At 41.6% G+C, this 23,162-nt stretch carries 22 protein-coding genes; 4 read left to right on the top strand and 18 right to left on the bottom strand.

Translation table 11 applies throughout. The features are described from left to right. Positions 1-193 precede the first annotated feature (193 nt). From H3302_RS07030 to H3302_RS06990, 9 genes are all read right to left on the bottom strand, one after another. Positions 194-643, bottom strand: coding sequence for a GNAT family N-acetyltransferase (locus H3302_RS07030; RefSeq protein ID WP_182396304.1), 450 nt, complete (start codon positions 641-643; stop codon positions 194-196). Between the two features lie 109 nt (positions 644-752). Beyond that, positions 753-1,247 carry an MgtC/SapB family protein gene (locus H3302_RS07025; protein ID WP_036968779.1) on the bottom strand — a complete coding sequence of 165 codons (495 nt, stop codon included), beginning with the start codon at positions 1,245-1,247 and terminating at the stop codon, positions 753-755. Positions 1,248-1,274: 27 nt separating this feature from the next. Beyond that, the gene (locus H3302_RS07020; protein WP_182396303.1) at positions 1,275-2,378 is read right to left on the bottom strand and encodes a GNAT family N-acetyltransferase/peptidase C39 family protein; all 1,104 of its coding nucleotides are present in this window, start codon (positions 2,376-2,378) and stop codon (positions 1,275-1,277) included. Then, a complete protein-coding gene (locus H3302_RS07015; RefSeq protein ID WP_036968785.1) occupies positions 2,379-3,773 on the bottom strand; it encodes a RimK family protein in 1,395 nt (464 codons plus the stop codon). Positions 3,774-4,024: 251 nt separating this feature from the next. Continuing rightward, a complete protein-coding gene (locus H3302_RS07010; protein ID WP_036969237.1) occupies positions 4,025-4,501 on the bottom strand; it encodes a GreA/GreB family elongation factor in 477 nt (158 codons plus the stop codon). Between the two features lie 181 nt (positions 4,502-4,682). Further along, complete coding sequence (secF, locus tag H3302_RS07005) at positions 4,683-5,603, bottom strand: protein translocase subunit SecF (protein WP_182396302.1); 921 nt, start codon at positions 5,601-5,603, stop codon at positions 4,683-4,685. Further along, positions 5,600-7,411 (bottom strand): protein translocase subunit SecD, encoded by a 1,812-nt coding sequence (gene secD, locus H3302_RS07000; RefSeq protein WP_182396301.1) that lies wholly within the window; start codon positions 7,409-7,411, stop codon positions 5,600-5,602. The genes secF and secD overlap by 4 nt, the downstream gene beginning before the upstream one ends. Positions 7,412-7,484: 73 nt before the next feature. Beyond that, positions 7,485-7,883 carry a hypothetical protein gene (locus tag H3302_RS06995; protein WP_051501776.1) on the bottom strand — a complete coding sequence of 133 codons (399 nt, stop codon included), beginning with the start codon at positions 7,881-7,883 and terminating at the stop codon, positions 7,485-7,487. Between the two features lie 167 nt (positions 7,884-8,050). Further along, positions 8,051-9,097 (bottom strand): NAD(P)-dependent alcohol dehydrogenase, encoded by a 1,047-nt coding sequence (locus tag H3302_RS06990; protein ID WP_074988277.1) that lies wholly within the window; start codon positions 9,095-9,097, stop codon positions 8,051-8,053. A gap of 207 nt (positions 9,098-9,304) precedes the next feature. Between H3302_RS06990 and H3302_RS06985 the strand changes: the two genes are divergently transcribed. The 3 genes from H3302_RS06985 to H3302_RS06975 all read left to right on the top strand — a co-directional run bounded on the left by H3302_RS06985 (position 9,305) and on the right by H3302_RS06975 (position 13,153). Further along, positions 9,305-11,047, top strand: a complete 1,743-nt coding sequence (locus H3302_RS06985; protein WP_075593684.1) for an ABC transporter ATP-binding protein/permease — start codon at positions 9,305-9,307, stop codon at positions 11,045-11,047. 74 nt (positions 11,048-11,121) lie between these two features. Next, on the top strand, positions 11,122-11,835 hold the full coding sequence (locus H3302_RS06980; RefSeq protein WP_036968801.1) for a YebC/PmpR family DNA-binding transcriptional regulator: 714 nt from the start codon (positions 11,122-11,124) through the stop codon (positions 11,833-11,835). 31 nt (positions 11,836-11,866) lie between these two features. Then, on the top strand, positions 11,867-13,153 hold the full coding sequence (locus H3302_RS06975) for a leucine-rich repeat-containing protein kinase family protein (protein WP_259369888.1): 1,287 nt from the start codon (positions 11,867-11,869) through the stop codon (positions 13,151-13,153). A 21-nt stretch (positions 13,154-13,174) separates the two neighbouring features. On the opposite strand, the gene H3302_RS06970 is transcribed toward H3302_RS06975, so the two are convergent. The 9 genes from H3302_RS06970 to glk form a co-directional block, all read right to left on the bottom strand. Further along, positions 13,175-14,299: a sterol desaturase family protein gene (locus tag H3302_RS06970; protein ID WP_065979845.1), complete on the bottom strand. Its 1,125-nt coding sequence runs from the start codon at positions 14,297-14,299 to the stop codon at positions 13,175-13,177. Between the two features lie 82 nt (positions 14,300-14,381). Further along, the gene (locus tag H3302_RS06965; RefSeq protein ID WP_182396300.1) at positions 14,382-14,750 is read right to left on the bottom strand and encodes a hypothetical protein; all 369 of its coding nucleotides are present in this window, start codon (positions 14,748-14,750) and stop codon (positions 14,382-14,384) included. 38 nt (positions 14,751-14,788) lie between these two features. Further along, entirely contained in the window at positions 14,789-15,232 is a 444-nt protein-coding gene (locus H3302_RS06960; RefSeq protein ID WP_118844217.1) for a hypothetical protein, read from the bottom strand. A gap of 19 nt (positions 15,233-15,251) precedes the next feature. Continuing rightward, the gene (locus H3302_RS06955; RefSeq protein WP_036968811.1) at positions 15,252-15,596 is read right to left on the bottom strand and encodes a hypothetical protein; all 345 of its coding nucleotides are present in this window, start codon (positions 15,594-15,596) and stop codon (positions 15,252-15,254) included. A 124-nt stretch (positions 15,597-15,720) separates the two neighbouring features. Continuing rightward, the gene (gene gap / locus H3302_RS06950) at positions 15,721-16,725 is read right to left on the bottom strand and encodes a type I glyceraldehyde-3-phosphate dehydrogenase (RefSeq protein ID WP_036968813.1); all 1,005 of its coding nucleotides are present in this window, start codon (positions 16,723-16,725) and stop codon (positions 15,721-15,723) included. A gap of 18 nt (positions 16,726-16,743) precedes the next feature. Further along, complete coding sequence (locus tag H3302_RS06945) at positions 16,744-17,364, bottom strand: bifunctional 4-hydroxy-2-oxoglutarate aldolase/2-dehydro-3-deoxy-phosphogluconate aldolase (RefSeq protein ID WP_036968816.1); 621 nt, start codon at positions 17,362-17,364, stop codon at positions 16,744-16,746. Positions 17,365-17,398: 34 nt separating this feature from the next. Further along, positions 17,399-19,249, bottom strand: coding sequence for a phosphogluconate dehydratase (gene edd, locus H3302_RS06940; RefSeq protein WP_065979841.1), 1,851 nt, complete (start codon positions 19,247-19,249; stop codon positions 17,399-17,401). A 430-nt stretch (positions 19,250-19,679) separates the two neighbouring features. Continuing rightward, positions 19,680-20,693 carry a LacI family DNA-binding transcriptional regulator gene (locus H3302_RS06935; protein WP_036968823.1) on the bottom strand — a complete coding sequence of 338 codons (1,014 nt, stop codon included), beginning with the start codon at positions 20,691-20,693 and terminating at the stop codon, positions 19,680-19,682. 28 nt (positions 20,694-20,721) lie between these two features. Continuing rightward, a complete protein-coding gene (glk, locus tag H3302_RS06930) occupies positions 20,722-21,720 on the bottom strand; it encodes a glucokinase (RefSeq protein WP_036968827.1) in 999 nt (332 codons plus the stop codon). A gap of 406 nt (positions 21,721-22,126) precedes the next feature. Here glk and H3302_RS06925 point away from each other — a divergent pair, with 406 nt between their 5' ends. Then, positions 22,127-23,146 carry a LacI family DNA-binding transcriptional regulator gene (locus H3302_RS06925; RefSeq protein WP_036968830.1) on the top strand — a complete coding sequence of 340 codons (1,020 nt, stop codon included), beginning with the start codon at positions 22,127-22,129 and terminating at the stop codon, positions 23,144-23,146. The last annotated feature ends 16 nt before the right edge of the window (positions 23,147-23,162 follow it).

Here is a 23,162-nt window from a genome sequence, read left to right as displayed (position 1 = left end):
GCAAAAATTTAGTTATTTAGTTATTCTCGGCAATTGCTCCTGCATTGCTCTACCACCTGCATCCACGCAGTCGTAAATCAGACATTTTTAACGTAGGTAACGACCAGTTTAATCACTCGAAAGGATTTAATATTAATGAAAATGGGAATAGGTAGTGTAGGCGACGCATTTTTAATTATTGAGACAAACTAACTTAATTGGAAGCAAGCTCTTTGCTGAATATAATTTTGCTCTTGTGCGGGTTACCCCTGTCTTCATAACCCGCTATGGTATAGCCATTTTTTATCAACAGACTTAGCATCGCAGGAAAACGATTCATTGATTTCACATTAATTGCATCGTAATTATGCTCTTTCACCCACATTTCTTGTGCTGCTAATAAAGCTTGAGCAATTCCCATTCCTCGGCACTTAGGCAACACGGCACCAAGCCAACTATAAAAGGTATTATTATCTAACCCATAACCGAGCTTATACGCGACAGGCTCATTATCAATATACGCGACTAAAACAAGATGCTCACGACCTGCCAAGCTTGCGTGTAATTTACTTAGCGTATTTCTGCCATCAAACTCAGGAATTTGGCTATCTACAAGTAATAAATCTTGTAAATTAGCTGATTTTATTGAGTAACAAGTTGTCATTACATTTTTCCGACTCAAAATCTAAATTCAAATTGATCTGACTCCAAAAAGGATCCTACTTTATCGGGGTCAGATCAAATATCTAATGTTTGATTTCTAATTTCTGAAACTATTTTTCTTTGCGATAATACAATTTTGAATAGCGTTTTACTTGTGCGTGAACACCCCGGCCTAAACTTTTAAACTTCGCTTCCAGTACATCAACACCGTATAAAATAACCACAACCAATACCGAAAGCTTAATAGCGGCCATAAGGTTATCAGTGGCAATTACGACACCGATAGACGCTAATACCCAAATGGTTGCAGCTGAAGTAACACCGACCACTGCGCCATCTTTTGCCAGCATGACGCCGGCACCTAAAAAGCCAATACCTGTAATTATTTGCCCAACTACACGGGAGTGGTCAATTACATCACCATGTAACATAAACGCGGTGGCTAAGAATAAATAGGTCCCTAGAACAATAAGCGCCGAGGTGCGAATACCCACTGGCTTTCCGCGCAATTGGCGCTCCATACCAATGATCGCACCACAAAATGCAGCACTACCAATTGCAGACCAAGAGTAAGGGGCAATATCAAATAGACTATTCAGTGTCACTGTACTTCCAAATATTTGAATTAATAATTATAAAGAAAACGCCATCGCGGTGCTTAACCGCAATGATCCAAAGCTAGCCATTTTACTAAAATCGGCTTTTGCTATTGGCACATGTTGGCAATCAATGGCGAGTTGCTTTTTGTCTTCACAAAATGGGTCATGAACATATAAGCAATGCTCATCCACATGCGTTACGCACACCCAATGTGGTGATTTTTTACCATCAAAGCGATATGTACTAATGAGTAAAACTACCGCTTTACCCGCCGCTAGCCATGTTTCAATATCGTTAAGGGTTAGTTCTTGATAGCGTACAGGCATTTTCGCAACGATAGCTTCAGCAACAAATTGGTTATGCACTGTGTGTAAAATTGCTTTTTTCTTTTCACTTCTTACACCATCGATAAACAATGATTCACGGGTATTTAAAACAACATCAGCCTTAAATCCACGTTTCATCGCTGCAAGTGCTAAACCCAGCGGATGGCAGCCACCGTGACCCGAGGTCATAAAAATGGTGGTTGCCTCACGCCAAATATCAAGTTCTTTTAATTGGCTCATTGGCGTATTATTAAGCGACGACATAGCCATTAGTAATGCCGCGGGACCACAGGTAAATTCAGTGGTTTGTTGATACCACGGTGTGTGTTTATCAGCATTAAAGGCAGTATTACGACGAATCGTTTTTTGCATTCGTAGCGCATCACTGTGATCATCATAATAATCACTGTAATGACCAAATACATGATAACCATGCTTTTCGTATAAACGAATTGCGGCCTGATTATTGACTGCAACCTCTAGTCGCATAAAACTACGACCCCGTTTTACAGTCTCGTTTTCAAGAGCAATTAGCAGCTGCGAAGCCACCCCTTTACCTTGTTGGCTCGCAAGGACGGCCAATGAGTACAACCGCGCTAACCGCGTGCCTTTATGACACCACACTAGGCCATAACCGACCAATTCACTGTTAACTTCAGCAACCATTAACAAACCATGGCTTGCTGAAAGCCAGCGCTTTATGCTGCGACTGCTTAATCTATCTTGACTAAAGCTTTGCTCTTCAATGGCAACAAGTGCCGCCAAATCCGATACTTTCGCAAACCGGATTTGGCAATGTGGTGTCTTCATTTAACCTCGGCCTCGTGCTTCAAGGCGTTGCTTAAATTCGTCCATAATGATCATATAAAGCTCATCGCCAAGGTAGGCATCTTCTACTTTGTGATCAATGCTCGGGTTATCGTTTACTTCAAGTACGTACGCGCGCCCTTGATGTTCTTTTACATCAACGCCATACAAACCTTTACCCACTGTTTTACAGGCTTTTAATGCCGCATCTAATACCACTTTCGGTAACTCAAAAGTCGGGAGAGTTTCAAATCCACCTGAAAAAAAGCGTTTTGCATCATGGTTGTAAATTTGCCAATGATTACGCGCCATTAAATAACGACATGCATAAATCGCACGACCATTTAACACCCCTACACGCCAGTCATACTCTGTGTACATATACTCTTGTGCTAGCACTAGCGCACTGAACTCAAAAAGCTCCGTGAGTTTTGCAATCAGCTCTTCACGGTTCTGAACTTTAAACACCCCTTTAGAGAATGACCCCTCTGGCATCTTTAGTACTAATGGGTACGTAAAGTTTGTTTCTAAGTTTTCAATGGTGTCTGTTGATGTATCAGCTACCACATGTGTTTTTAAACTTGGCACTTTTTGATAATTAAAGGCATCGTGTAAGTACACTTTATTACAGCAGCGTAAAATTGACTCTGCGTCATCAATTACCACAAGCCCTAAGCTTTGTGCTTTACTTGCTAATCGATAAGTTGGGTGGTCAATCGCCGTTGTTTGACGAATAAATAGTGCGTCGTATTGCGCAATACTGGTAATTTCATCAAAAGTCAGTGCTTGTGCATAAATGCCATGCTTAGCTGCCGCTTTAATAAATTTTGCAATGGCGTCTTTATCACTGGGTGGTACTTTTTCTTGGTGATCAACCAAAATCGCCATATCCCAGCGGTAACGGCGTTTTTTATCGTGAATACGCCAGACAGATTCTGTGAAGCTGCTTAACTGTTTTACAAATTCGGCAAACGCGTCGTCATCAAGCGCCGCAATAGCACCTTGTTTCACTACACCTTGCTCGTCACACACCAGTATTGGCGCAGGGTATTGTGAAAACAATGCTTTAGTTGCTTTAATATCGTCTTCGCAATGTGTTTGCCCAAAAAATACGGTGCGACCTTGTAATTGCATGTGGCGAGAGCTGTGCTCATCTGAACGTAATGCATTAATGGTTTTTACGCTGGGTAATACTTGGTGTTGTCTTGCTTCTGCAAGTAAAGAACAATAGTAACCCTTACTTAAATACTGTCCTGTATCGCACAGATTTAAAATACGTGTTTTGGGTTCGTTATGTTTTGGGTAATCACGTAGGTAAGTATCAAAAGTGATCACATTTTCAAAGTTTTGAGCAATACGCTGCTCGTTGTTATCAACCACAATCAAGGTTTTAAACACGACTTTTCCTATAATAAGTCTTTAATAATGAAAAAACACCCAACCAATTAAGTGAATGCATGAGGCTAAAATTCACTCAACTAGATGGGTGCTTATGATACCAACCCGCAATAATGCAAAATCATTTAGATTGATTAAGCGTGTGGGTATAAGCGCTAAGCTTGATGTGATTTATAGAGTGTTTTGCGAGGAGTTACCAACGAGATATTTTTCACTTAAAGATGAAATTTACTAATTAAAAATCAGTGTGTTTAAATTAACTTATCAATGGTATAAAACTGCTTTTTGTCGCCTATGACAAGTTCGACTTCGTCATCCACTTTTTTACCAAGCAATTTTTTACCTAAAGGTGCTTCGCGAGTCACAACATAAATCGTGTGCTCTTTAACTGTGACTGATAAGCCACCAGAACTTGGACCAATAAAGAACCATTTTTGCTGGTCTTGATCATCAATAAGAGAGACCAATGCCCCTTCGCGAACTTTCGGAAATTCTGTTTCTTTGAATACCGTATTAAACGCTTGAATATCACGGTAACATTCATTCACTCGTTCAGCTTGACCTTGAGCTAAATAGGCCGCCTCTAATCCTAGGGTGTCGTATTGAGTTTCGGCCACACTTTCTTCATGGGTGGCAGCATCATGAGCCGCTTTTGCCGCTTCTTTAGCACGGTGTAATTGCGATTCTAAGGCGAAACGAAGGTGTTCTATAACGTGTGTTTTATTCATATCAAAGCAGCTAAAACGTAAAATGCGCATTCTACCCTGTTTTACGATTTTTGTAACTGAACTGATATGGTTTGAATATGTTAGCAATAGCTCATTAGCTTATCTGATTGGTGCTTTATATTGCGCGTGCTAAGTTTAAAAAAGCGCAGGGTTAATCATGATTAACCCTGCGCAAGTGTGGTTAAGGCATATCAATGTAAGCTTGGGTTTTATCATCTAAAGTTTGCGTGTAATTATCGCTACTCAGACCCAATAACTGCGGTAACGTGGCAGCAATACAAATTGATGAAAATGTTCCCACCACAATGCCGACAAATAAGGCAATCGCGAACCCGGTTAATGCAGCACCGGCTAACAGCCATATACATGCGATGGTCGCAAGTGTTGTACCTGAGGTAATTAATGTGCGAGTGAGTGTAGAGCGTATTGCATCGTTGATCACCACATGAGTATCAATGCGCTGACTACCTGATTGAATACGTAAAAGCTCCCTGACTCTGTCGCCAACAATGATTGAGTCATTTAATGAGTAACCAATAATTGCTAATAAACTCGCCAGCACGGTTAAATTAAACTCAAGCCCTAATAACGAAAACAAACCTAGCACCAAAATTAAGTCATGTAATAGTGCGACCACTGAGCCCACAGCCAGTCGCCATTCAAAACGCACGGCTAAATACACCATAATTGCGATAAGTGCGGCAAAAAGTGCTAAACAACCTTGCTCAAATAACTCATCACCCACTTGAGACCCTAAAAATGAAGTTGAAAGCACTTTAAAGTCAATGCCTTGCTGGCTAAGCTCTGCCTGCCAATTAGCCGTTGTATTAAGGTCTGGGGCTTGTCTTAAAACAAAGTGATGATCGCCTGCTTTGCTTATTATTAGTTTATCGACGACCTCAGGGCTTAGCTTTGCTGTTAAGTCTGCAATCGAGGTAACCGATTCGGTGCTAATATCTGTGATATAGCCCCCTGTAAAATCAAGTCCAAAGTTTAACCCTTTAACCGATAACACCCCAAGGCTACTTATCACTAGCGCACAGCTTAGAAGTAATCCTAAAACGCGCGCTTTACTTGCTGCTGTTAATGTAGACCAGCTCATGCTTTTGCCCCCGCTAAATTCGTTAATTTAATATACAGTGTTTGGCTAAGTGCTTTTGAAATATACACACCGGTGAACACACTGGTGAGTAAGCCAAGTGCTAACGTAATGGCAAATCCTTTGACGGGGCCATACCCGACTGCATACAAAATAATCGCCGTAATCATGGTTGTTACGTTTGCGTCAAAAATGGTGGAAAATGCTTGATTATAACCCTGCTCAATGGCTTGATAGGTGGGTCTACCTTTGCGTTTTTCTTCTTTAATACGCTCGAAAATAATCACATTAGTATCAACGGCCATACCTATGGTCAACACTAAGCCCGCAATGCCAGGTAGCGTGAGTACAACGCCCGGTAATAATGACATTAACCCCACTAGTGCCGCTAAATTAAGTAATAAAGCAATATTGGCAATAAGCCCTAAGCGGCGATACCACAGCGCCATAAAAGCAAGAGTAATGCCTATACCCAGCATTAATGCAGCAAGGCCATGCTCAATATTCTCAGCACCTAAGCTTGGCCCTATCGTTTGCTCTTGAATTATTGTAACGGGTGCTGTGAGCGAACCTGCACGCAATAACAATGCTAAATCGTAGGCCGCTTGTGGGCTTTTCATATTGGTGATACTAAAGCGTGAACTTAAATGTTGAGCAATATTGGCGATATTAATCACTTCACTTTTTTTAATCACTTCGCCATTGGCGTTTCGCGAATACTCTGAGTAAACAGTGGCCATGGGTTTACCAATGTTGCGTTTTGAAAAAGCAGACATCGCATCGCCACCTTGCGAATCTAAACTCAACTGAACAAGCGGTTTCCCCCACTCATCTTTGCCCACATTAGCGTTATTAATATGGTCCCCCGAAAAAATAGCGACAGGGTTAAGGTTAACAACTCCGCCACCTTGTACATTAAAGGCTTTGCCACCTACTTCAACAACCTGATAAAAATCAAGGGTTGCTGTCGCACCAATGATCCGCTTTGCCTCTGCGGGGTCTTGCACACCGGGTAACTCTATGCGGATACGCTGCTTGCCTTGTCTCTGTGTTACCGCTTCAGTAATACCGAGCTCTTCAATACGTCCTCGTAATGTTGTTAAGCTCTGCGCCATCACTTGTTTATCAAACTCACTGCGGCTTTGCTCATCAAAATGCAAAAACGCCGTGGTTAAATTATTACTGGTTGATTTAGTTTGCACGAGGCCTTTAAATTGCGCTTGTAACGTGGCGACTAAGCCAGCCAGGTTATTTTCACCACTGGGTAAAACGTGCAGTTCAATGCCGCCTTTCACTTCACTGGCACGAATGCCGCGTACTTTCTCTTTGCGAAGTACTAACTTAGTTTGTTGATAGACACTACTTAGGTGCTCTTGCATCGCTTTATCTAAATCAACATCAAGCACGAATAGCACGCCACCGTTTAAATCTAGCCCGAGCTTTATTGGCGATAAGCCTAACTGCTGTAACCATTGAGGGCTTGTGGCATGCTCAACAATTTTGCTATTTAAGGTGGGGTACGCTGTTTTAATAAAGCTCAGCGCATTGGCACTTTGTGTTGGCTCATTTAATAAAATAGCCAACTGATTAGCTGAATCATTCGCTTTGTCTACCTTAAAACCCTGTTGATTTAGCGAATTAGTCACCATTTGCAGTGATACAACCTGTTCAGGTTGCTCGATGTGTAACCACGATTTATTTGGGTATAAATTAGGTAGCGCACTGATAGCTAATAAAATGCAGGCAGCTATCATAGCGGCATAGCTCATTTTTAGTCGACGCCAAAACGTCGGCTTTTTTTTCTTTGACATACAAGACTTCCTTCCGACTCTATTAAGCCGGTAAAATTAATTCCTAAAATAAAAAAATGACGAAGGAAGTCGTTTAGCTGTGGTATGTAGCGCGGGCTTTATAAATAAGATTAGCGTCTTTCCAGCCACTAATACGTGATTTTCGCGCACTCGTAATAGCAAACCAAGGAACAGTCTGTGCTCTTTTAGGAGGTGCTAAGAAATGTGCTTTACCCCAGTTTTCAGCGAAAAACTCAATCAATAACTCATAATCAGGATCTACCTGACTATGGTAAAGAAATAAGGATGAATTACTGGCTGTAAGTCGGGGTAATAAAGTATCAAAACCCGACTTTTCTAAAGGCTTTGGATGAACAATAACCTGTTTATGGGCAATGATAGGGGGTTTCGTTAATTCAAGCTGATAAAATTTAGTGGCAACCAGTGGCGAATCAGTCGAAGGCGCAGCTAAGCTCTGTGCACTAAAGAGCACAGTAAATAGCAATATAATGACTGAAAAAAACCGTAACAAAGAGAAACCAATAAATTAAGCTGATAACCCCTCTATAATGAGGGTTAAAAAATAAAAAACAAGTCATTAAACACATAAAAGCGAGCCTAAAGAGGCTCGCGTTTTAGTGTTAACTTACTGCGTTGTTATCACACGTCTAATGATGACATATCAATGACAAAACGTGAGGCCATATCACCTTGTTTTAATTTATCGAAGGCATCATTAATTTCGTCCATTTTGATCATTTCAACTTCCGGAAGAATATTATGTAAGGCACAGAAATCTAAGATCTCTTGTGTTTGCGCTATCCCTCCAATCAATGAACCTGCAACACGACGGCGCCCCAATAACATCGGAACTGAGTTTGATTCAGCAAGCTCACCCACTTGACCAACCAAGACTTGCGTACCATCAATATCAAGTAATGGCATGTAAGGTGTAAAGTCATGCTTTACAGGTATGGTATTTATAATGAGATCAAATTGATTAGCATGTGCTTGCATCACCGCTTCGTCACTTGAGACTAATAACTCTTTTGCGCCATACGATAGCACCTGCTGTTTTTTCTTATCGCTACGGCTAATAGCCGTCACATGTGCGCCCATTGCCGCTGCAATTTTAATTGCCATGTGGCCTAAACCACCTAAGCCGATTACAGCCACACGACTGCCCGGACCCACATTCCAAGTACGAAGTGGTGAATAGGTTGTGATACCTGCACATAAAATAGGTGCGCATTTAGCTAAATCTAAACCTTTTGGTACACGTAATACAAACTCTTCACGCACCACGATGTGTTTTGAATAGCCGCCTTGGGTTAATTCACCGCTAATTCGGTCTTGACCAGAATAAGTGCCAACCATGCCTTCACGGCAAAACTGCTCTTCACCCTGATGACATTGGTCACAACTCAGGCAACTATCAACCATGCAACCTACCGCAACATGATCGCCTACTTTGTACTTAGTAACGCCGCTGCCTACTTCAAGAACACGGCCTACAATTTCATGACCTGGCACAACGGGGTACTGAGTCCATCCCCAATCATTTTCTGCAGTGTGTAAATCTGAATGACACACACCACAATAAAGGATTTCAATCGAGACATCTTCGTCACGAAGTGCACGACGTTCAAAATGATACGGCTCTAAAGGTTTTTCTGAGGCATGTGCTGCATAACCAATGGTTTTCATGATTACTCCTTTACTTTCTTCGTGTTTACGTTTGTATTTAACTACATGTTAATGCTCTCATGTATACTGTCACCAGTATAGAGGTAAAGCTGCATTTTCACTTTCCTAAAATACCGATATGTTTGCCTATTTTTATTAAATTAATTCTAAGAGACCCCCATGCGTGGAATGAGCCGTCGAGAACAGGTTACAAAATCCCCTGATGCTATGAATTTGTCACAAAGCATTAAAACACTGTGGCCCTATTTAATGACGTTTAAAGGAAGAGTTACTTTAGCAGTATTAGCACTGATTGCTGCTAAAGGCGCGACATTATTGATGCCTTGGGCTCTAAAAGAAATTATCGACGCCGTTGATGCCAATATTCACCCTATTTTAAGTGTGCCTGTTGCCCTATTAGTGGCCTATGGTTTACTTCGTTTTGCGAGTGTGTTTTTTGGCGAAATACGTGATGCCCTTTTTGGACGCGTAACAGAACACGCAATGCGTCATATCGGTCTAAAAGTGTTTAAACATTTACATAACCTCGAATTGGCTTTTCATTTAGACAGACAAACCGGCGGTATTAGTCGCGACATTGAGCGAGGCACCAATGGACTTAGCTTTTTAATGCGCTTTTTAATGTTTAATATTGTGCCCACTTTATTTGAAATTATGACTGTGGCGATTATTTTTGCCACCCTATTCTCTGCGTGGTTTGCTTTAGTGACCCTCGTGGCCGTTGCAACTTATATTGTCTTTACTGTTGTTGTCACTCAGTGGCGCAACCGATTTATTCGTGAAGCAAATGCTGCTGATAATAATTCGAATACCCGTGCAATCGACAGTTTACTTAATTACGAAACAGTAAAATATTTTAATAATGAACAGTTTGAAGCAAACACCTACGACAGTTTTCTCGCTAAATGGGAACAAGCGCGACTTAAAAACCGCATGTCGTTGCTTGCGCTTAATTCAGGACAAGCACTTATTATTGCTGCGGCCATAACGGCACTAATGTGGCTGGGCGCCAGCGATGTTGTCAATAAAAAGTTGAGTATTGGTGAGCTGGTCATGATTAATGCCTACATGATTCAGTTATTTTTACCGCTCAACTTTTTAGGCTTTGTGTACCGAGAAATCCGCCGTGCACTCACCGACCTCGAAAACATGCTCGGGCTTTTAAATAGAAAAGCAGCAATAAGCGATGATACACATGCCACACCGCTGAAATTACACAACGCAGCTATTCGCTTCGACAATGTGTCATTTAGTTACGACAAGCAACGCCCTATCTTAAAGCAATTAAGCTTTGAGGTAGCAGCTGGCAGTAAAGTCGCCATTGTGGGTGCCAGTGGAGCTGGTAAAAGTACCTTAAGCCGCCTGCTTTATCGGTTTTATGATGTCGATGCAGGAAACATTTATATTGATGACCAAGCAATTAATACGGTTACTCTAGAAAGTTTACGACAAGCAATTGCTATTGTGCCGCAAGACACCGTGTTATTTAACACCACAATTCGCGATAACATAGCTTACGGTAACCCCCAAGCAAGCGAGGCTGAGATTGATCACGCGATCTCACTTGCGCACCTTGATAGTTTTATTGCAAGTCTTGATAAGGGCGATCAAACACTCGTTGGTGAGCGTGGTTTAAAAGTATCGGGGGGCGAAAAACAACGCATAGCTATTGCTCGCGCAATTTTGAAAGGCTCACCGATTTTAGTGTTTGATGAAGCAACCTCGGCTCTCGATTCACATTCAGAACAAGCTATTCTGAGCGCCATGCGTGAAGTGGCTAAAAAACACACCAGTCTTGTTATTGCGCACCGCTTATCAACCATTACAGATGCCGATAAAATCATTGTAATGCAAAATGGTAAAGTGGTTGAGCAGGGTCAACATCAGCAGCTCCTCGCAGCGAATGGCGAGTATGCCCGAATGTGGCAATTACAACAGAGTGAAGAATAAAAACTGTTAACTAGCGCGCTAAATGATTAGAATAGCCGCTTTAATTTTCACTAAAACAAAAAGGCAACACGCAGATGGGAAGAGCTTACCAAAATAAAAAAGATTCAATGGCTAAAACTGCGGGTGCTAAAACCAAAGTTTATTCTAAGTACGGTAAAGAAATTTATATCTGCGCTAAGAATGGCGGTGTAGACCCTGATGGCAACTTAGCGCTGCGCCGTTTAATCGAGCGCGCAAAGAAAGACCAAGTTCCTACGCATGTAATCGAGCGTGCAATCGATAAAGCCAAAGGGGGTGGCGGCGAAGATTATGTTGCGACCCGCTATGAAGGGTATGGCCCAGGCAACTGCATGATCATAGTTGACTGTTTAACAGACAATAACAAACGTACTTTTGCCGACGTACGTGTGTGCTTTACCAAAGCAAACGCCAAAATTGGCGCACAAAACTCGGTATCGCATATGTTTGACCACCTCGCTATTTTTGTATTCGATGGCGACGATGATGAAGCCGTATTAGAAGCATTGATGATGGCCGATGTCGATGTGACGGATGTTGAACTTGAAAACGGTAAAATCACTGTATTTGCACCGCACACAGAATACAACAATACGCGCACTGCACTTGAAGAAATGGGCATTAGCGACTTCGATGAAGATCTCATTGCTTTCGTACCACAAGTTGAAGCACCAATTGAAGGCGAAGACGTTGAAGTAATGGAACGTTTTTTATCAATGCTAGAAGAGTGCGACGACGTACAAAACGTTTACCACAACGCACAGTTTTAATTAACAAGGCCAACTATGTTGGCCTGAACACATGGACTTAATTTTGAATACCCTCGAAGAGTTAAAATCAGGCGCTTTACAAGGCTGTACTCGCCTGCAACTCGAAGAAGCACTGACTGATTTTCCAAAAGAAATTTACACCCTCGCCAACACATTAGAAATTCTCGATTTATCGAATAATCAATTAAGCGACCTACCTGATGATTTCCACACGCTAAAAAACTTAAAGCGTTTGTTTTTATCATTTAATCAGTTTAAGCACATTCCGAAAGTACTAAAGCAATGCCCAAATTTAATCATGGTGGCGTTTAAAGGGAATCAAATTTGCGAGTTTGCCGAGCACAGCTTACCACGCAATATCGAATGGCTAATTTTAACCGATAACCAAATCAAAGCGTTGCCTGAATCATTTGGTGAGTACAGTAAACTAAAAAAATTAGCGTTAGCCGGCAATCAGTTAACTGCCCTACCAGAGTCAATGAGTGCTTGCCACGAGCTTGAATTGGTTCGCTTAAGTGCCAATAGGCTTTCTCACATTGATAATTGGTTGCTTGAACTGCCCAAACTTGCGTGGCTTGCATTTTCGGGCAATGATTTTAATCGTTCAGATTCTCTAGAGTCTGAGCAATTTTCTGAAATTGGCTTAGATGAACTAGATGTAAAACAGCAAATTGGCCAAGGTGCCTCGGGGTTTATTCATTTAGCACAATGGCAGCAGCGCCCTATTGCCCTTAAGTTATTTAAAGGCAATATAACCAGCGATGGCTACCCGCTAGATGAGTTAAATTGTTGCTTACAAGCAAACGAGCACCCTAACCTAATCAAAGCACTTGGCTATATAAATGAGCCATCACAATTAGGTTTAGTCATGGAGCTGATTGGTGAAGGCTTCAGGAATCTCGGTTTACCTCCGTCATTTGACACTTGTACTCGCGATACCTTTGAAAATGGCTGCCAATATAGCCCTGAGTTTGTGCTAAAGGTTGTGAAACAAATGAGCAGCACACTGGCGCATTTGCACAAAAACCATGTCAGCCATGGTGACATCTATGCGCATAACAGCATGATAAACGACAACGCTGACTTACTTTTTGGCGACTTTGGCGCAGCAACCGACTTGTCACAGTTAGCGCCGTATCAGCAGCAATGCATGCACGGCATAGAAATACGTGCGCTTGGTTATTTTATTGAAGACTTACTCACAGTCGTCAGCAACGAGAACGCCATTACCGAACAACTTGCCGCCATCGCTACAGATTGCTTACGCGTAGAAGCTATACAGCGACCCAGCTTTAGCGAAGTATTAAACCGGTTATAAAAATAAGGCCTCGTTGAGGCTTTATTTTTGCTTTTTAAACGGAAACAACTGCTGTTTGAGCATACCTTCTGGCATGTAATCACCCACCACACCGTATTTATCAGGCCACTCGGCTTGCCCTTTTACCGCCGTGCCAAGTACGTAATCTAAAAACGAGAAGTGCGCGGCATAGTTTCTATCAATTGCGGCTTTATCTGATGAATGATGCCAATGGTGAAATTGTGGTGTCACAATGATATATCTCAACCACCCAAATTTAACCCTCACATTGGCGTGGTTAAATACCGCCTGAAAACCAACAATGATCACGTAAAGACTAATGACATCAGAAGGAAAACCAAGCACGAAAATAGGCGTAAGCACTAAGCTGCGAGTCACTAAAATTTCTAAAATATGCTGACGAGATCCCGCTAACCAATCCATTTCTTTTGCACTGTGATGCACAGCATGAAAACGCCAAAGCAATGGCACTTCATGATAAGCTTTATGAACAAAATACTGCATTAAATCAGCCACTAAAATAATCAAAAACAGTTGTAGAACAAACGGCATTTGCACAATAAAGCCTTGTACAGTCTCAGACACTGCCCACCCAAACGCATGGTGAACAAACTGGTTCGTTGCAAGCAGTACAAAGCCAATAATTAAATGATTAATAAAGAAATGATTTAAATCCCCTTGCCACTCAGAACGTAAAATCTTTTGCTCTTTGCGATGCGGTAATAATTTTTCAATAAGGATAAAAATAAGCGTAGAGCCGAGTAAATCAAGAATAAACCAATCAAGCCCTAAATACGGCGTGTTATCCCTAAAGTCGCCCACTTCAACGTTAGGACCACCAAACGCAATCGCCACCGTTATCAATACCCAAGCAGTTGCCCCCAGTCGTTTATTGGTATTACGGACAAAGTTCAACAGTCCTAAACTGCCTGAAATAATCAGTGCCACAAACATTAACTGACGTAAAAATTCGACACTGTAACTTTGTCGTAATTCTGGGGTTGTAAGGTATTCAGGGAAGTGAAAAGCCAATACACCTAAACACGATAACATCGCTAAAAAACAGGCAATATAGCCACTAATATTACCCTCGCCGATGTGAAACTGCTCAGCACGGAAGAGTCGCTTACTAATACGAGACATCATCTAAAATCCATTTAATAATTTGTCGCAGCATAGCACAGACAATTATGCGTAAAAATGGGTAATTGAATTAGCCAACGCGACATTAAAACACAAAAGCGGAATATGTTATTTGAGCGCAGCCCACTGCAACACTAAGTAAAAAACTCGCGACGAAAGTGCGCTCTGGTAGTATGTGATACAGCAACGTTGGCATTATTTTAAGCTGCTTAAATGTTGGCAAAAACAAGGCACTATGCGACTCAAAGCGTAAAAAAAGCTGTTTAAATTTATAAAAATAAAGCTTGATACCAACTAAATGTATAAGCACAAATGTGGTTGGGCCTAAAATTTCAACTAACGCCATTAACTCGTAACCTATCATTAACTCTGGGCCAGCCAGAAGTATAACGAGAACAAGCGCGATTGATTTATAAACGCTGTTGCCTAATAACGATTTAAATTTTTGATACATTAACTTCCCTATTTAGGTATCGACTTCCCGATAGAAATCTATTGAAATGCTTTATCAAACTTTTCTTGATCAAGGTATTTATCAAATGCGCCCAAAGCATTGCCAACACTGGGCTCTGTCATTAATTCTTGCATTGCAACTTCACCAACAAGACGAAATGCATTTTCCATTGCCCCTTGCCCACCGACATCAATAGCGGCTTTTGCTTGCTTTGGGCAGTCTTCGGTTAATAAGCGCGTAACTAATGCGCCAACATAGCGATTGGTATCATCGATATCTTGTTCTGTCACGTTTGAGAAAGGTTTGATAATACTGTGAGTCGACATACCCAGATAAATCCACTTGGCAAGGTTCTTACGTTCCTTACCGTTGAGTGAATCAGTTAGGCAAACAGCGAGTTGCTGCGCCTCTTGAGAAGCGAATGTATAACTAGGAAGCATTGCAAGTGCACTAAGTAGAAGCGGTAGCAGGATATTTTTCATTGTTCGTCCCTCGATGTATTTAACCATAGAATTCGACTTCAGTTTTTACACCGAATGGTAAAACAAACTCCCTGAATTCAGGATCACTTTTATCTGCTTTTGGGTATTTAAGGTTGTACATATTCTTCTTGAACATATTCAAAAATTGCTTATTTTGTAATTTATTATCCAATACCCTTACCTTAACTACATCACCCGTTTGATTGACCATCAACAAAAATAAAATTTTATCATCAGAACGTCTAAAGTCGTCTTTTGCTTGTAACAAAACGTCTTTGGGGAGAGTAAAGTCAGGATAGTTATTAGTTGTGGTTGAGCCACAGGATGCTATGAGTAAACATAGTATTGGCAATACTTTATTCATTATTTTTCCCTGAAATATTGGTAAACAACACGATACTGCGAATAAAATGTTTTTTCTAGCAAAAACCAAAAAAGCCACGATAAACGTGGCTTTGTTGGATAAAGCTTAAACTTTTACGGTTCTATTATAAGAACTTACCTAGCGCTTTAACTTGGTCTAGCATGCGGTTTGAGAAACCCCACTCATTGTCGTACCAAGCCATCACTTTAACAAGCTTACCATCTACTTTAGTTTGCGTAGAATCGAATATTGAAGACGCTGGATTGTGGTTAAAGTCGATAGAAACAAGCGGTAATTCGTTGTACTCAAGAATACCTTGCATTGCACCTTCTGATGCGGCTTTAACTACTTCGTTGATTTCAGCGGCTGTTGTTTCACGCTTAGCAACAAATGTTAAGTCTACTAAAGACACGTTAATTGTCGGTACACGCACTGCCATACCGTCAAGTTTACCCGCAAGTTCAGGAAGTACTAAACCAACGGCTTTAGCAGCCCCTGTTTTCGTTGGGATCATTGACTGTGTCGCACTGCGCGCACGGTATAAGTCTGGGTGATAAACGTCAGATAGATTTTGATCATTTGTATAAGCATGAATGGTTGTCATGCTACCTTGCTCAATACCCACTGTGTCGTTGATTGCTTTTGCAATTGGCGCTAGACAGTTTGTTGTACACGATGCGTTTGAGATGATGTTGCTGTCAGCGTTTAATACGTCGCTGTTCACACCATGAACAACCGTCGCATCCATATCAGTACCGGGTGCAGATACGATCACTTTTTTAGCGCCCGCTTCAATGTGCTTTGCAGCAGCTTCGCGCGATGTGAATAAGCCAGTACATTCTAAAACGATATCTACGTTTAGTGCTTTCCACGGTAAGTTGGCAGGATCACGCTCTTGTGTTAGGGTAATTTCGTCGTTACCAATTAACATGGTGTTTTCAGCAAGTGTTACTTTTTGAGAAAATTGACCGTGTACTGAGTCAAATTGCGTTAAATGCGCGTTAACATTTGCTGGTGCTAAATCGTTGATGGCAACGATTTTGATTTCGTTGTTTTGAGCTGACTCATAAAGGGCACGTAATACGTTACGACCGATACGTCCATAGCCATTAATTGCAACATTAATCATTCTAATATCTCCCGTTAATTATTTTACTTCACTTGCTTGGCGAGCAAGCGCTTCAATGGCTTGCCAGTCTTTGTTTTCAATAAGTTGTTTATCTAACATCCACGTACCACCCACACAAATAACATTACTTAATGCAAGGTAGTTAGGTGCGGTTTCAAGGCTAATGCCACCTGTAGGGCAAAAAGTCACTTGCGGTAAAGGACCGCCAATTGATTTGAGCATCGCGGTGCCGCCCGCTGCTTCTGCAGGGAAGAACTTTAAGAACTTAAAGCCATGGCTTACTAACTTCATCACTTCACTGGGGGTTGCGGCACCGGGTAAAAATGGAATGTCAGACTCTTTAGCCAGTGCTAATAATTCGTCGTTTACACCTGGGCTCACCATAAAGTCAGCACCGGCTTCAACAGATGCATTAAATGTCGCTTTATCAACCACAGTACCTGTGCCTACGTATGCTTCTGGTACGGCTTCTTTCATTAGCTTTACTGCCTCTGCCGCAATCGGTGTGCGCAAGGTGATTTCTAATGCTTTTAAGCCGCCGTTATAAAGCGCGCGTGCTAGCGGTGCTGCATCTTCAAGTTTTTCGATTACAACAACCGGTACCACAGGTGCCGATGATAAAATTTTCTCAATGCTCATTGTATGTTCCTCATAGCCCAGTAACGGCGTATTATTATTCTAAACCGAAGGCGCTTGCGCCAAGGTCTGCACTACTTACTATATTTCTGAAACCTGCGAATAACTCTCGGCCTGTACCGTATGTTTGGCTCGGTTGGCTAAGTTGTAATTCACGTTTTGCTAATTCTTCATCACTTACATGCACCTTTAATACACCCGCTGGTGCATCAAGCGTTATCAAATCACCTTCGTGAATCTTAGCAATCACACCACCTTCAACCGCTTCTGGTGCTAAGTGAATGGCTGCAGGCACTTTACCTGACGCACCAGACATACGGCCGTCTGTTACGATAGCCACTTTGTAACCTTGGTCTTGTAGCGTTGCCATCACAGGTGTGAGCTTATGAAGCTCAGGCATCCCTTTTGCTTTTGGCCCTTGCTCTTTTAAAACAGCAATAAAGTCGGTGTTAAGTTCACCACGGCTGTACGCTTCTTGTAGCTCACCTTGCGAGCTGAATACTTTAGCTGGTGCAGATACAACTTGGTGCGACTCTGCAACCGCTGATACTTTAATAACCGCTTTACCCAGATTACCCGTTAATAGTTGTAAGCCACCTTGTTTGCTAAATGGATTATCAATTGGGCGTAATACTTCTTCGTCGTGTGATTTTTCTGGACATGCAACCCATTTCACTTTGCTTGGCCCTGAGCTATCCGTCATGATCACTGAAGTATCTTTATCTAGCATTGGCTCAGTTGTATAGGCCTCTAAGCCATCACCTACTATGGTTTTTACATCGTTATGTAAGTAGCCTTTGCTTAATAGCTGCTTCATTAAGAAGCCCATGCCGCCAGCGGCTTGGAAATGGTTCACATCGGCTGAACCGTTCGGGTAGATACGTGTAAGCAGAGGCACAACCTCTGACAAGTCAGACATGTCTTTCCACGTCAGGATCACACCTGCCGCTTTAGCAATAGCCACTAAGTGAATCGCGTGGTTTGTAGAGCCACCTGTAGAAAGCAAGCCTACAAGACCATTAATGATCGTTTTTTCACTGACGACGTCGGCTAGACAGTTTGCATCTTTCGTTTCAATTAACTGTTTCAACATTGTTTCAACAGCATGGCCTGTTAAACCATCACGAAGCTCTGTGTAAGGGTTAATGAATGAGCTACCTGGAAGGTGAAGACCCATAATTTCCATTAACATTTGGTTAGAGTTTGCCGTGCCGTAGAATGTGCAAGTACCTGCACTGTGGTATGACGCGCTTTCAGCTTCTAAAAGCTCTTCACGACTAACCAAACCTTGAGCAAACTTTTGACGAACACGGGCTTTTTCTTTGTTAGGGATGCCAGACTGCATTGGCCCTGCTGGCAAGAAATACGTAGGTAAGTGACCAAAAGATAACGCACCAATTAATAGCCCTGGGACAATCTTGTCACACACACCTAAACAGAAAACACCGTCGAACACATCATGTGATAAAGAAACCGCAGTAGACATTGCAATCACATCGCGTGAAAACAATGACAATTCCATACCATCACGACCTTGCGTAACACCGTCACACATGGCTGGTACGCCACCAGCAACTTGAGCGGTTGCATCATACTTGGTAGCAAGGTTTTTGATGATTTCAGGATAATCTTTGTAAGGCACATGCGCTGAAAGCATGTCGTTATAAGAATTGATAATCGCTAAATTAGGTTGCTCATCTGCTTTTAAACGAGCTTTGTCATCACTGCTACAGGCAGCCATAACATGGGCGATATTACCACAACCTAAACCGGCACGGACTCTTGTTTGTTTTTTTGCGTGCGCGATTCGCTCTAAATAAGCTTGGCGGGTCTCTTTACTGCGTTCGATAACGCGTTCGGTGACTTCTTGAATACGAGGATGCAACATATAAATTCGACTCATCTCTATAGTTAGAGGATAAAGGCTCAGTGACAATTAAAGACTCCACGAAAATAATTGCACTGAGCATCTTTGATTTACCCGTTCAAAGGTACGCTGACAGGCTGTCTCTCACAACCAACCTGACACCGGTGTCACTGTATTAACTCATGACTGTGACACCGGTGTCAACCCTATCTGTTAAATTTAGTTTAATTTTTTAAAATGACCAAATAATGAACAGTACTATTTTAGATTAGTATGAATAGAATTCATGCAAAATCATGAGAAAGAGATTTATTGAATGATGACACTAATAAGAGTTAACTTATTAATAAACAATATATTAGATGTTTTATATGAACGGTTTATAGATCAAATAAAAAAGCCCGAAAAAGCGTCACTCAATTTCGGGCTACTGTGAAAAACAAGATGAAATTTATTTAATTGCTGCCGTTGACTCACGAGTAATCAATTTTGCTTCCAAAGTCACTTGATATGGTGACTCCTGTGGCTCACTAATATGGCTAATTAATTGTGTTACTGCTTGGTGTGTCATTTCTTCGACTGGTTGAGCAATGGTGGTTAAACCAGGCCAAATATGACGCGCAATGGGGGCATTATCAAACCCTGCTATCGAGATATCATCGGGTACTTTTAGCTGCATTTGTGTTGCTAATTTAAGAACCGCAGCAGCCATGTAATCATTTGATGCAAAAACAGCTGTCGGGCGTGGGCTTAAATCTAAAATAGTGCGCGCACTATCAACACCTGAATGGTAACTAAAGTTACCCTCTTCGACTAAACGCTCGTTAAACTCAATGCCATTAGTAGCAAGTGCGCGACGATAACCTTTAAAGCGCTGCTCTGTCGCACTGTGATCCGGGTGACCTTTAATAAACGCAATTTCTTTGTGGCCGAGCTTAATTAAATGTTCTGTTATTTCAAAAGCACCTTGCTCATCATTACTGCGTACAGAAATAGAATCATCCTCTAGCACGGCTGATGCAACACGGGCATACGGAATTTTTTTCGATTTTAAAAATGTAACAAGTTCAGCAAAATCTGAAAATGGAGGCGTTAGAACAATCCCGTCAAGTCGTGATGTTTGAAGTAACTGTTCTATATTACTGATCAGCTCTTCACCACGTAATTCACACGGGTGAATCAACAAATTATAATTGTGTTCATGACACGCAGCTAACGCACCTGTTTGTACCCGCGTGATATAACTCTTACTTGGATTATCGTATAAGCAACCAATAATAAAACTACGGTTCTGCGCTAACCCTCGTGCGATAGGGTTTGGTGTGTAATCAAGCTCTTTAAATACTTTTAGTACTTTTTCGCGTGTAGCATCACTCACGTTTGGCTCATTATTGAGCACACGAGACACTGTTTTTTTAGAAACACCGGCGTAGCTGGCGACACTATTAATGGTTACTTTTTTCATCCGATACTCATCCAACGACACTCCTTGGTTACGCGTTACTATTTACATGTAAACACGCAGCAGCACCAACCAGTGGAATGTTGTCTTGTGTTACAAGCGTAACAGGGATTTGCGACGTATATTGCGACATAATACCTTTATCAGCAAAACGCTCAACAAATCGACTAGATAATAACCGTTGTTGCATACGAGGTAAAATCCCACCACCAATAAATACACCCCCTAAGGCGCCAAATGTAAGTGAAAGATCACCCGCAACACTGCCAATCCAATCACAGAACTGGTTAAGTGTGGCTTCGCATACTTCGCACTGGCCTGTGCTTGCCAGCTCGCTTATTTGCGCCGCATCAAGGTTTTTAGCTTCAATACCTTTAACAGCGGCCATTGCGCGATATAAATGGGCAATGCCTGGACCTGAGAAAACAGTTTCTACAGATACATGGTTTAATTGCTTTTTAAGCTCTTTAATTAACTCACGGTCAAGTTCGGTCACTGCCGCAAGCGTAATGTGCCCTGCTTCACAGCTTAATACAGCACTGCCCTGCGACGTTCTCACTAAACAAGCAGCACCAAAACCCGTACCGGGTCCCATGACAGCAATATTTGCATTGTCATCAGCTTGTCCAGCTTTCACTGCAACATTTTTTGAATCATCTAAATAAGGTGCAGCATACGCAAAAGCAGCAAAGTCATTAATGACTTCTAATTGCGTAAAAGCAAATTCATTTTTAAGGTCGGCAACACTAAAGTGCCAACCTAAGTTAGTAAGGTGTACTTGTCCAGCTTTAATTGGACCCGCAACGGCTAAACATGCTCGCGACGGTTTTGCATACGAAATATGATTAAAATAATGTGATATGGCGCTTTCAAGTGAACCAAAATCTGCGCTTGGAAATTTAAGATTTTGCTCGATAACGAATTGATTTGTTTGTTCGTTAAAGTCTGTGATTAAGGCAAAACGCGCATTAGTGCCACCAATATCGGCAACGAGAATGGGATCAAATTCTGTGTTAGGCTGTGTGTTCATGTTGTTTTCTCTATTTGTCTAAGCTTTTTGCCGCTTATTCTTATATTTTTCAATGGCCTAGCCACTGTATTTGATAATACTTTGAGCTATCCTCTCAAAGCAGCTATCTTTAGTATTAAAAAAATGCTGCCCAAATAAATGGGCAGCCAAATACGTTTTGACAACAAAATGATAAAACAGTGACATTATGACACCGGTGTCAGCTTTGAATCAATAAAAATTTTCATTATTTACCCATGCATACGTATTTATTCACTAAAATGACAGTGTAGGTATGGATAAAAAGTAAAATAAATGCTTGCTTATTAACGTATTTCGCTTTGCTGTGTGACTCATCACAAATTGCTTGAAAAAAATAATAAATAGCCGAAAATGGCACTCACTGACACTGTAACTTGGTAACCATATGAAAGGTAAGGCTACATCATTTGACATTGCACACTATGCAGGTGTGTCTCAGTCAACCGTGTCTCGCGCACTCAGAAATAGTCCGCTGGTCAACGAAGAAACACGTCGACGAGTTCACGAGGTCGCAAAACAGCTTAATTATAAAGTAGATAAAAATGCCAGTAACTTGCGCACGCAACAAAGCAGCACCCTCGCGCTGTTACTCTTTGAAGATCCTACATCGGATGAGTCACAAATAAATCCTTTCTTTTTGGCCATGCTTGGCAGTATTACGCGTGCTTGCGCAAAAGAAGGCTACGATTTATTGGTTTCCTTTCAGTCAAGTAGCTCTGATTGGCAAGCCGACTATGAAGATAGTCACCGCGCTGATGGCCTTATATTACTTGGCTATGGCGACTACTTAGACTATCAACCCAAGTTTAGAACCTTAATTGAGCAAAACACCAAGTTTGTTTGTTGGGGAGCCAGTGTAGATAACCGCCCTGACTTAACGGTTAGCTGTGATAATTATGGTGGCGGAAAAATGGCGGCGCAGCATTTACTGGCAACCGGTCGCACCGATTGTGCTTTTATAGGTGATGCATCAGACCATAGCCCTGAATTTTTTGCTCGCTACCACGGTTTTAAAGATGCCTTTTTGGCAAAAGGGATTACTCTTAGCGAACGAAAAATGGCCAATGCAATTTCTACAGAAGAGTCAGGTTACCATGCCACTCGTTCACTGATTGCTAATAATATTCGCTTTAACTCGCTGTTTGCTGCGAGTGACTTAATTGCTATTGGTGCTATTCGGGCTTTAAAAGAAGCAAAAATCAACGTGCCCGACGATGTTCATGTTGTAGGGTTTGATAATATTGCTGTTGCAAGTTTTGTTAATCCACCGCTTACAACAGTACAGCAAGACACCACACTCGCAGGGCAAATGTTAGTTGATAACCTTTTAAAACTAATTCGAGGTGAACCGGTTGAGAACACCCTACTCCCGCCGCGTTTAATCATTCGAGGTTCAAGTATTTAAATCGCTAGATAAGGGC

This window comes from Pseudoalteromonas sp. MT33b (genome assembly GCF_014117385.1).
Lineage (GTDB): Bacteria > Pseudomonadota > Gammaproteobacteria > Enterobacterales > Alteromonadaceae > Pseudoalteromonas > Pseudoalteromonas lipolytica.
Note: the sequence above shows the minus strand (reverse complement) of the source record. Positions and strands in the feature narration are given on the sequence as shown.

Bases quoted from the DNA above. Each gene is read 5' to 3' on its own strand.
- H3302_RS07030 (WP_182396304.1), bottom strand. From the start codon at position 643: ATGACAACTTGTTACTCAATAAAATCAGCTAATTTACAAGATTTATTA.
- H3302_RS07020 (WP_182396303.1), bottom strand. From the start codon at position 2,378: ATGAAGACACCACATTGCCAAATCCGGTTTGCGAAAGTATCGGATTTG.
- H3302_RS07010 (WP_036969237.1), bottom strand. From the start codon at position 4,501: ATGAATAAAACACACGTTATAGAACACCTTCGTTTCGCCTTAGAATCG.
- secF (WP_182396302.1), bottom strand. From the start codon at position 5,603: ATGAGCTGGTCTACATTAACAGCAGCAAGTAAAGCGCGCGTTTTAGGA.
- secD (WP_182396301.1), bottom strand. From the start codon at position 7,411: ATGTCAAAGAAAAAAAAGCCGACGTTTTGGCGTCGACTAAAAATGAGC.
- H3302_RS06990 (WP_074988277.1), bottom strand. From the start codon at position 9,097: ATGAAAACCATTGGTTATGCAGCACATGCCTCAGAAAAACCTTTAGAG.
- H3302_RS06985 (WP_075593684.1), top strand. From the start codon at position 9,305: ATGAATTTGTCACAAAGCATTAAAACACTGTGGCCCTATTTAATGACG.
- H3302_RS06980 (WP_036968801.1), top strand. From the start codon at position 11,122: ATGGGAAGAGCTTACCAAAATAAAAAAGATTCAATGGCTAAAACTGCG.
- H3302_RS06975 (WP_259369888.1), top strand. From the start codon at position 11,867: ATGGACTTAATTTTGAATACCCTCGAAGAGTTAAAATCAGGCGCTTTA.
- H3302_RS06970 (WP_065979845.1), bottom strand. From the start codon at position 14,299: ATGATGTCTCGTATTAGTAAGCGACTCTTCCGTGCTGAGCAGTTTCAC.
- H3302_RS06965 (WP_182396300.1), bottom strand. From the start codon at position 14,750: ATGTATCAAAAATTTAAATCGTTATTAGGCAACAGCGTTTATAAATCA.
- H3302_RS06960 (WP_118844217.1), bottom strand. From the start codon at position 15,232: ATGAAAAATATCCTGCTACCGCTTCTACTTAGTGCACTTGCAATGCTT.
- H3302_RS06955 (WP_036968811.1), bottom strand. From the start codon at position 15,596: ATGAATAAAGTATTGCCAATACTATGTTTACTCATAGCATCCTGTGGC.
- gap (WP_036968813.1), bottom strand. From the start codon at position 16,725: ATGATTAATGTTGCAATTAATGGCTATGGACGTATCGGTCGTAACGTA.
- H3302_RS06945 (WP_036968816.1), bottom strand. From the start codon at position 17,364: ATGAGCATTGAGAAAATTTTATCATCGGCACCTGTGGTACCGGTTGTT.
- edd (WP_065979841.1), bottom strand. From the start codon at position 19,249: ATGTTGCATCCTCGTATTCAAGAAGTCACCGAACGCGTTATCGAACGC.
- H3302_RS06935 (WP_036968823.1), bottom strand. From the start codon at position 20,693: ATGAAAAAAGTAACCATTAATAGTGTCGCCAGCTACGCCGGTGTTTCT.
- glk (WP_036968827.1), bottom strand. From the start codon at position 21,720: ATGAACACACAGCCTAACACAGAATTTGATCCCATTCTCGTTGCCGAT.
- H3302_RS06925 (WP_036968830.1), top strand. From the start codon at position 22,127: ATGAAAGGTAAGGCTACATCATTTGACATTGCACACTATGCAGGTGTG.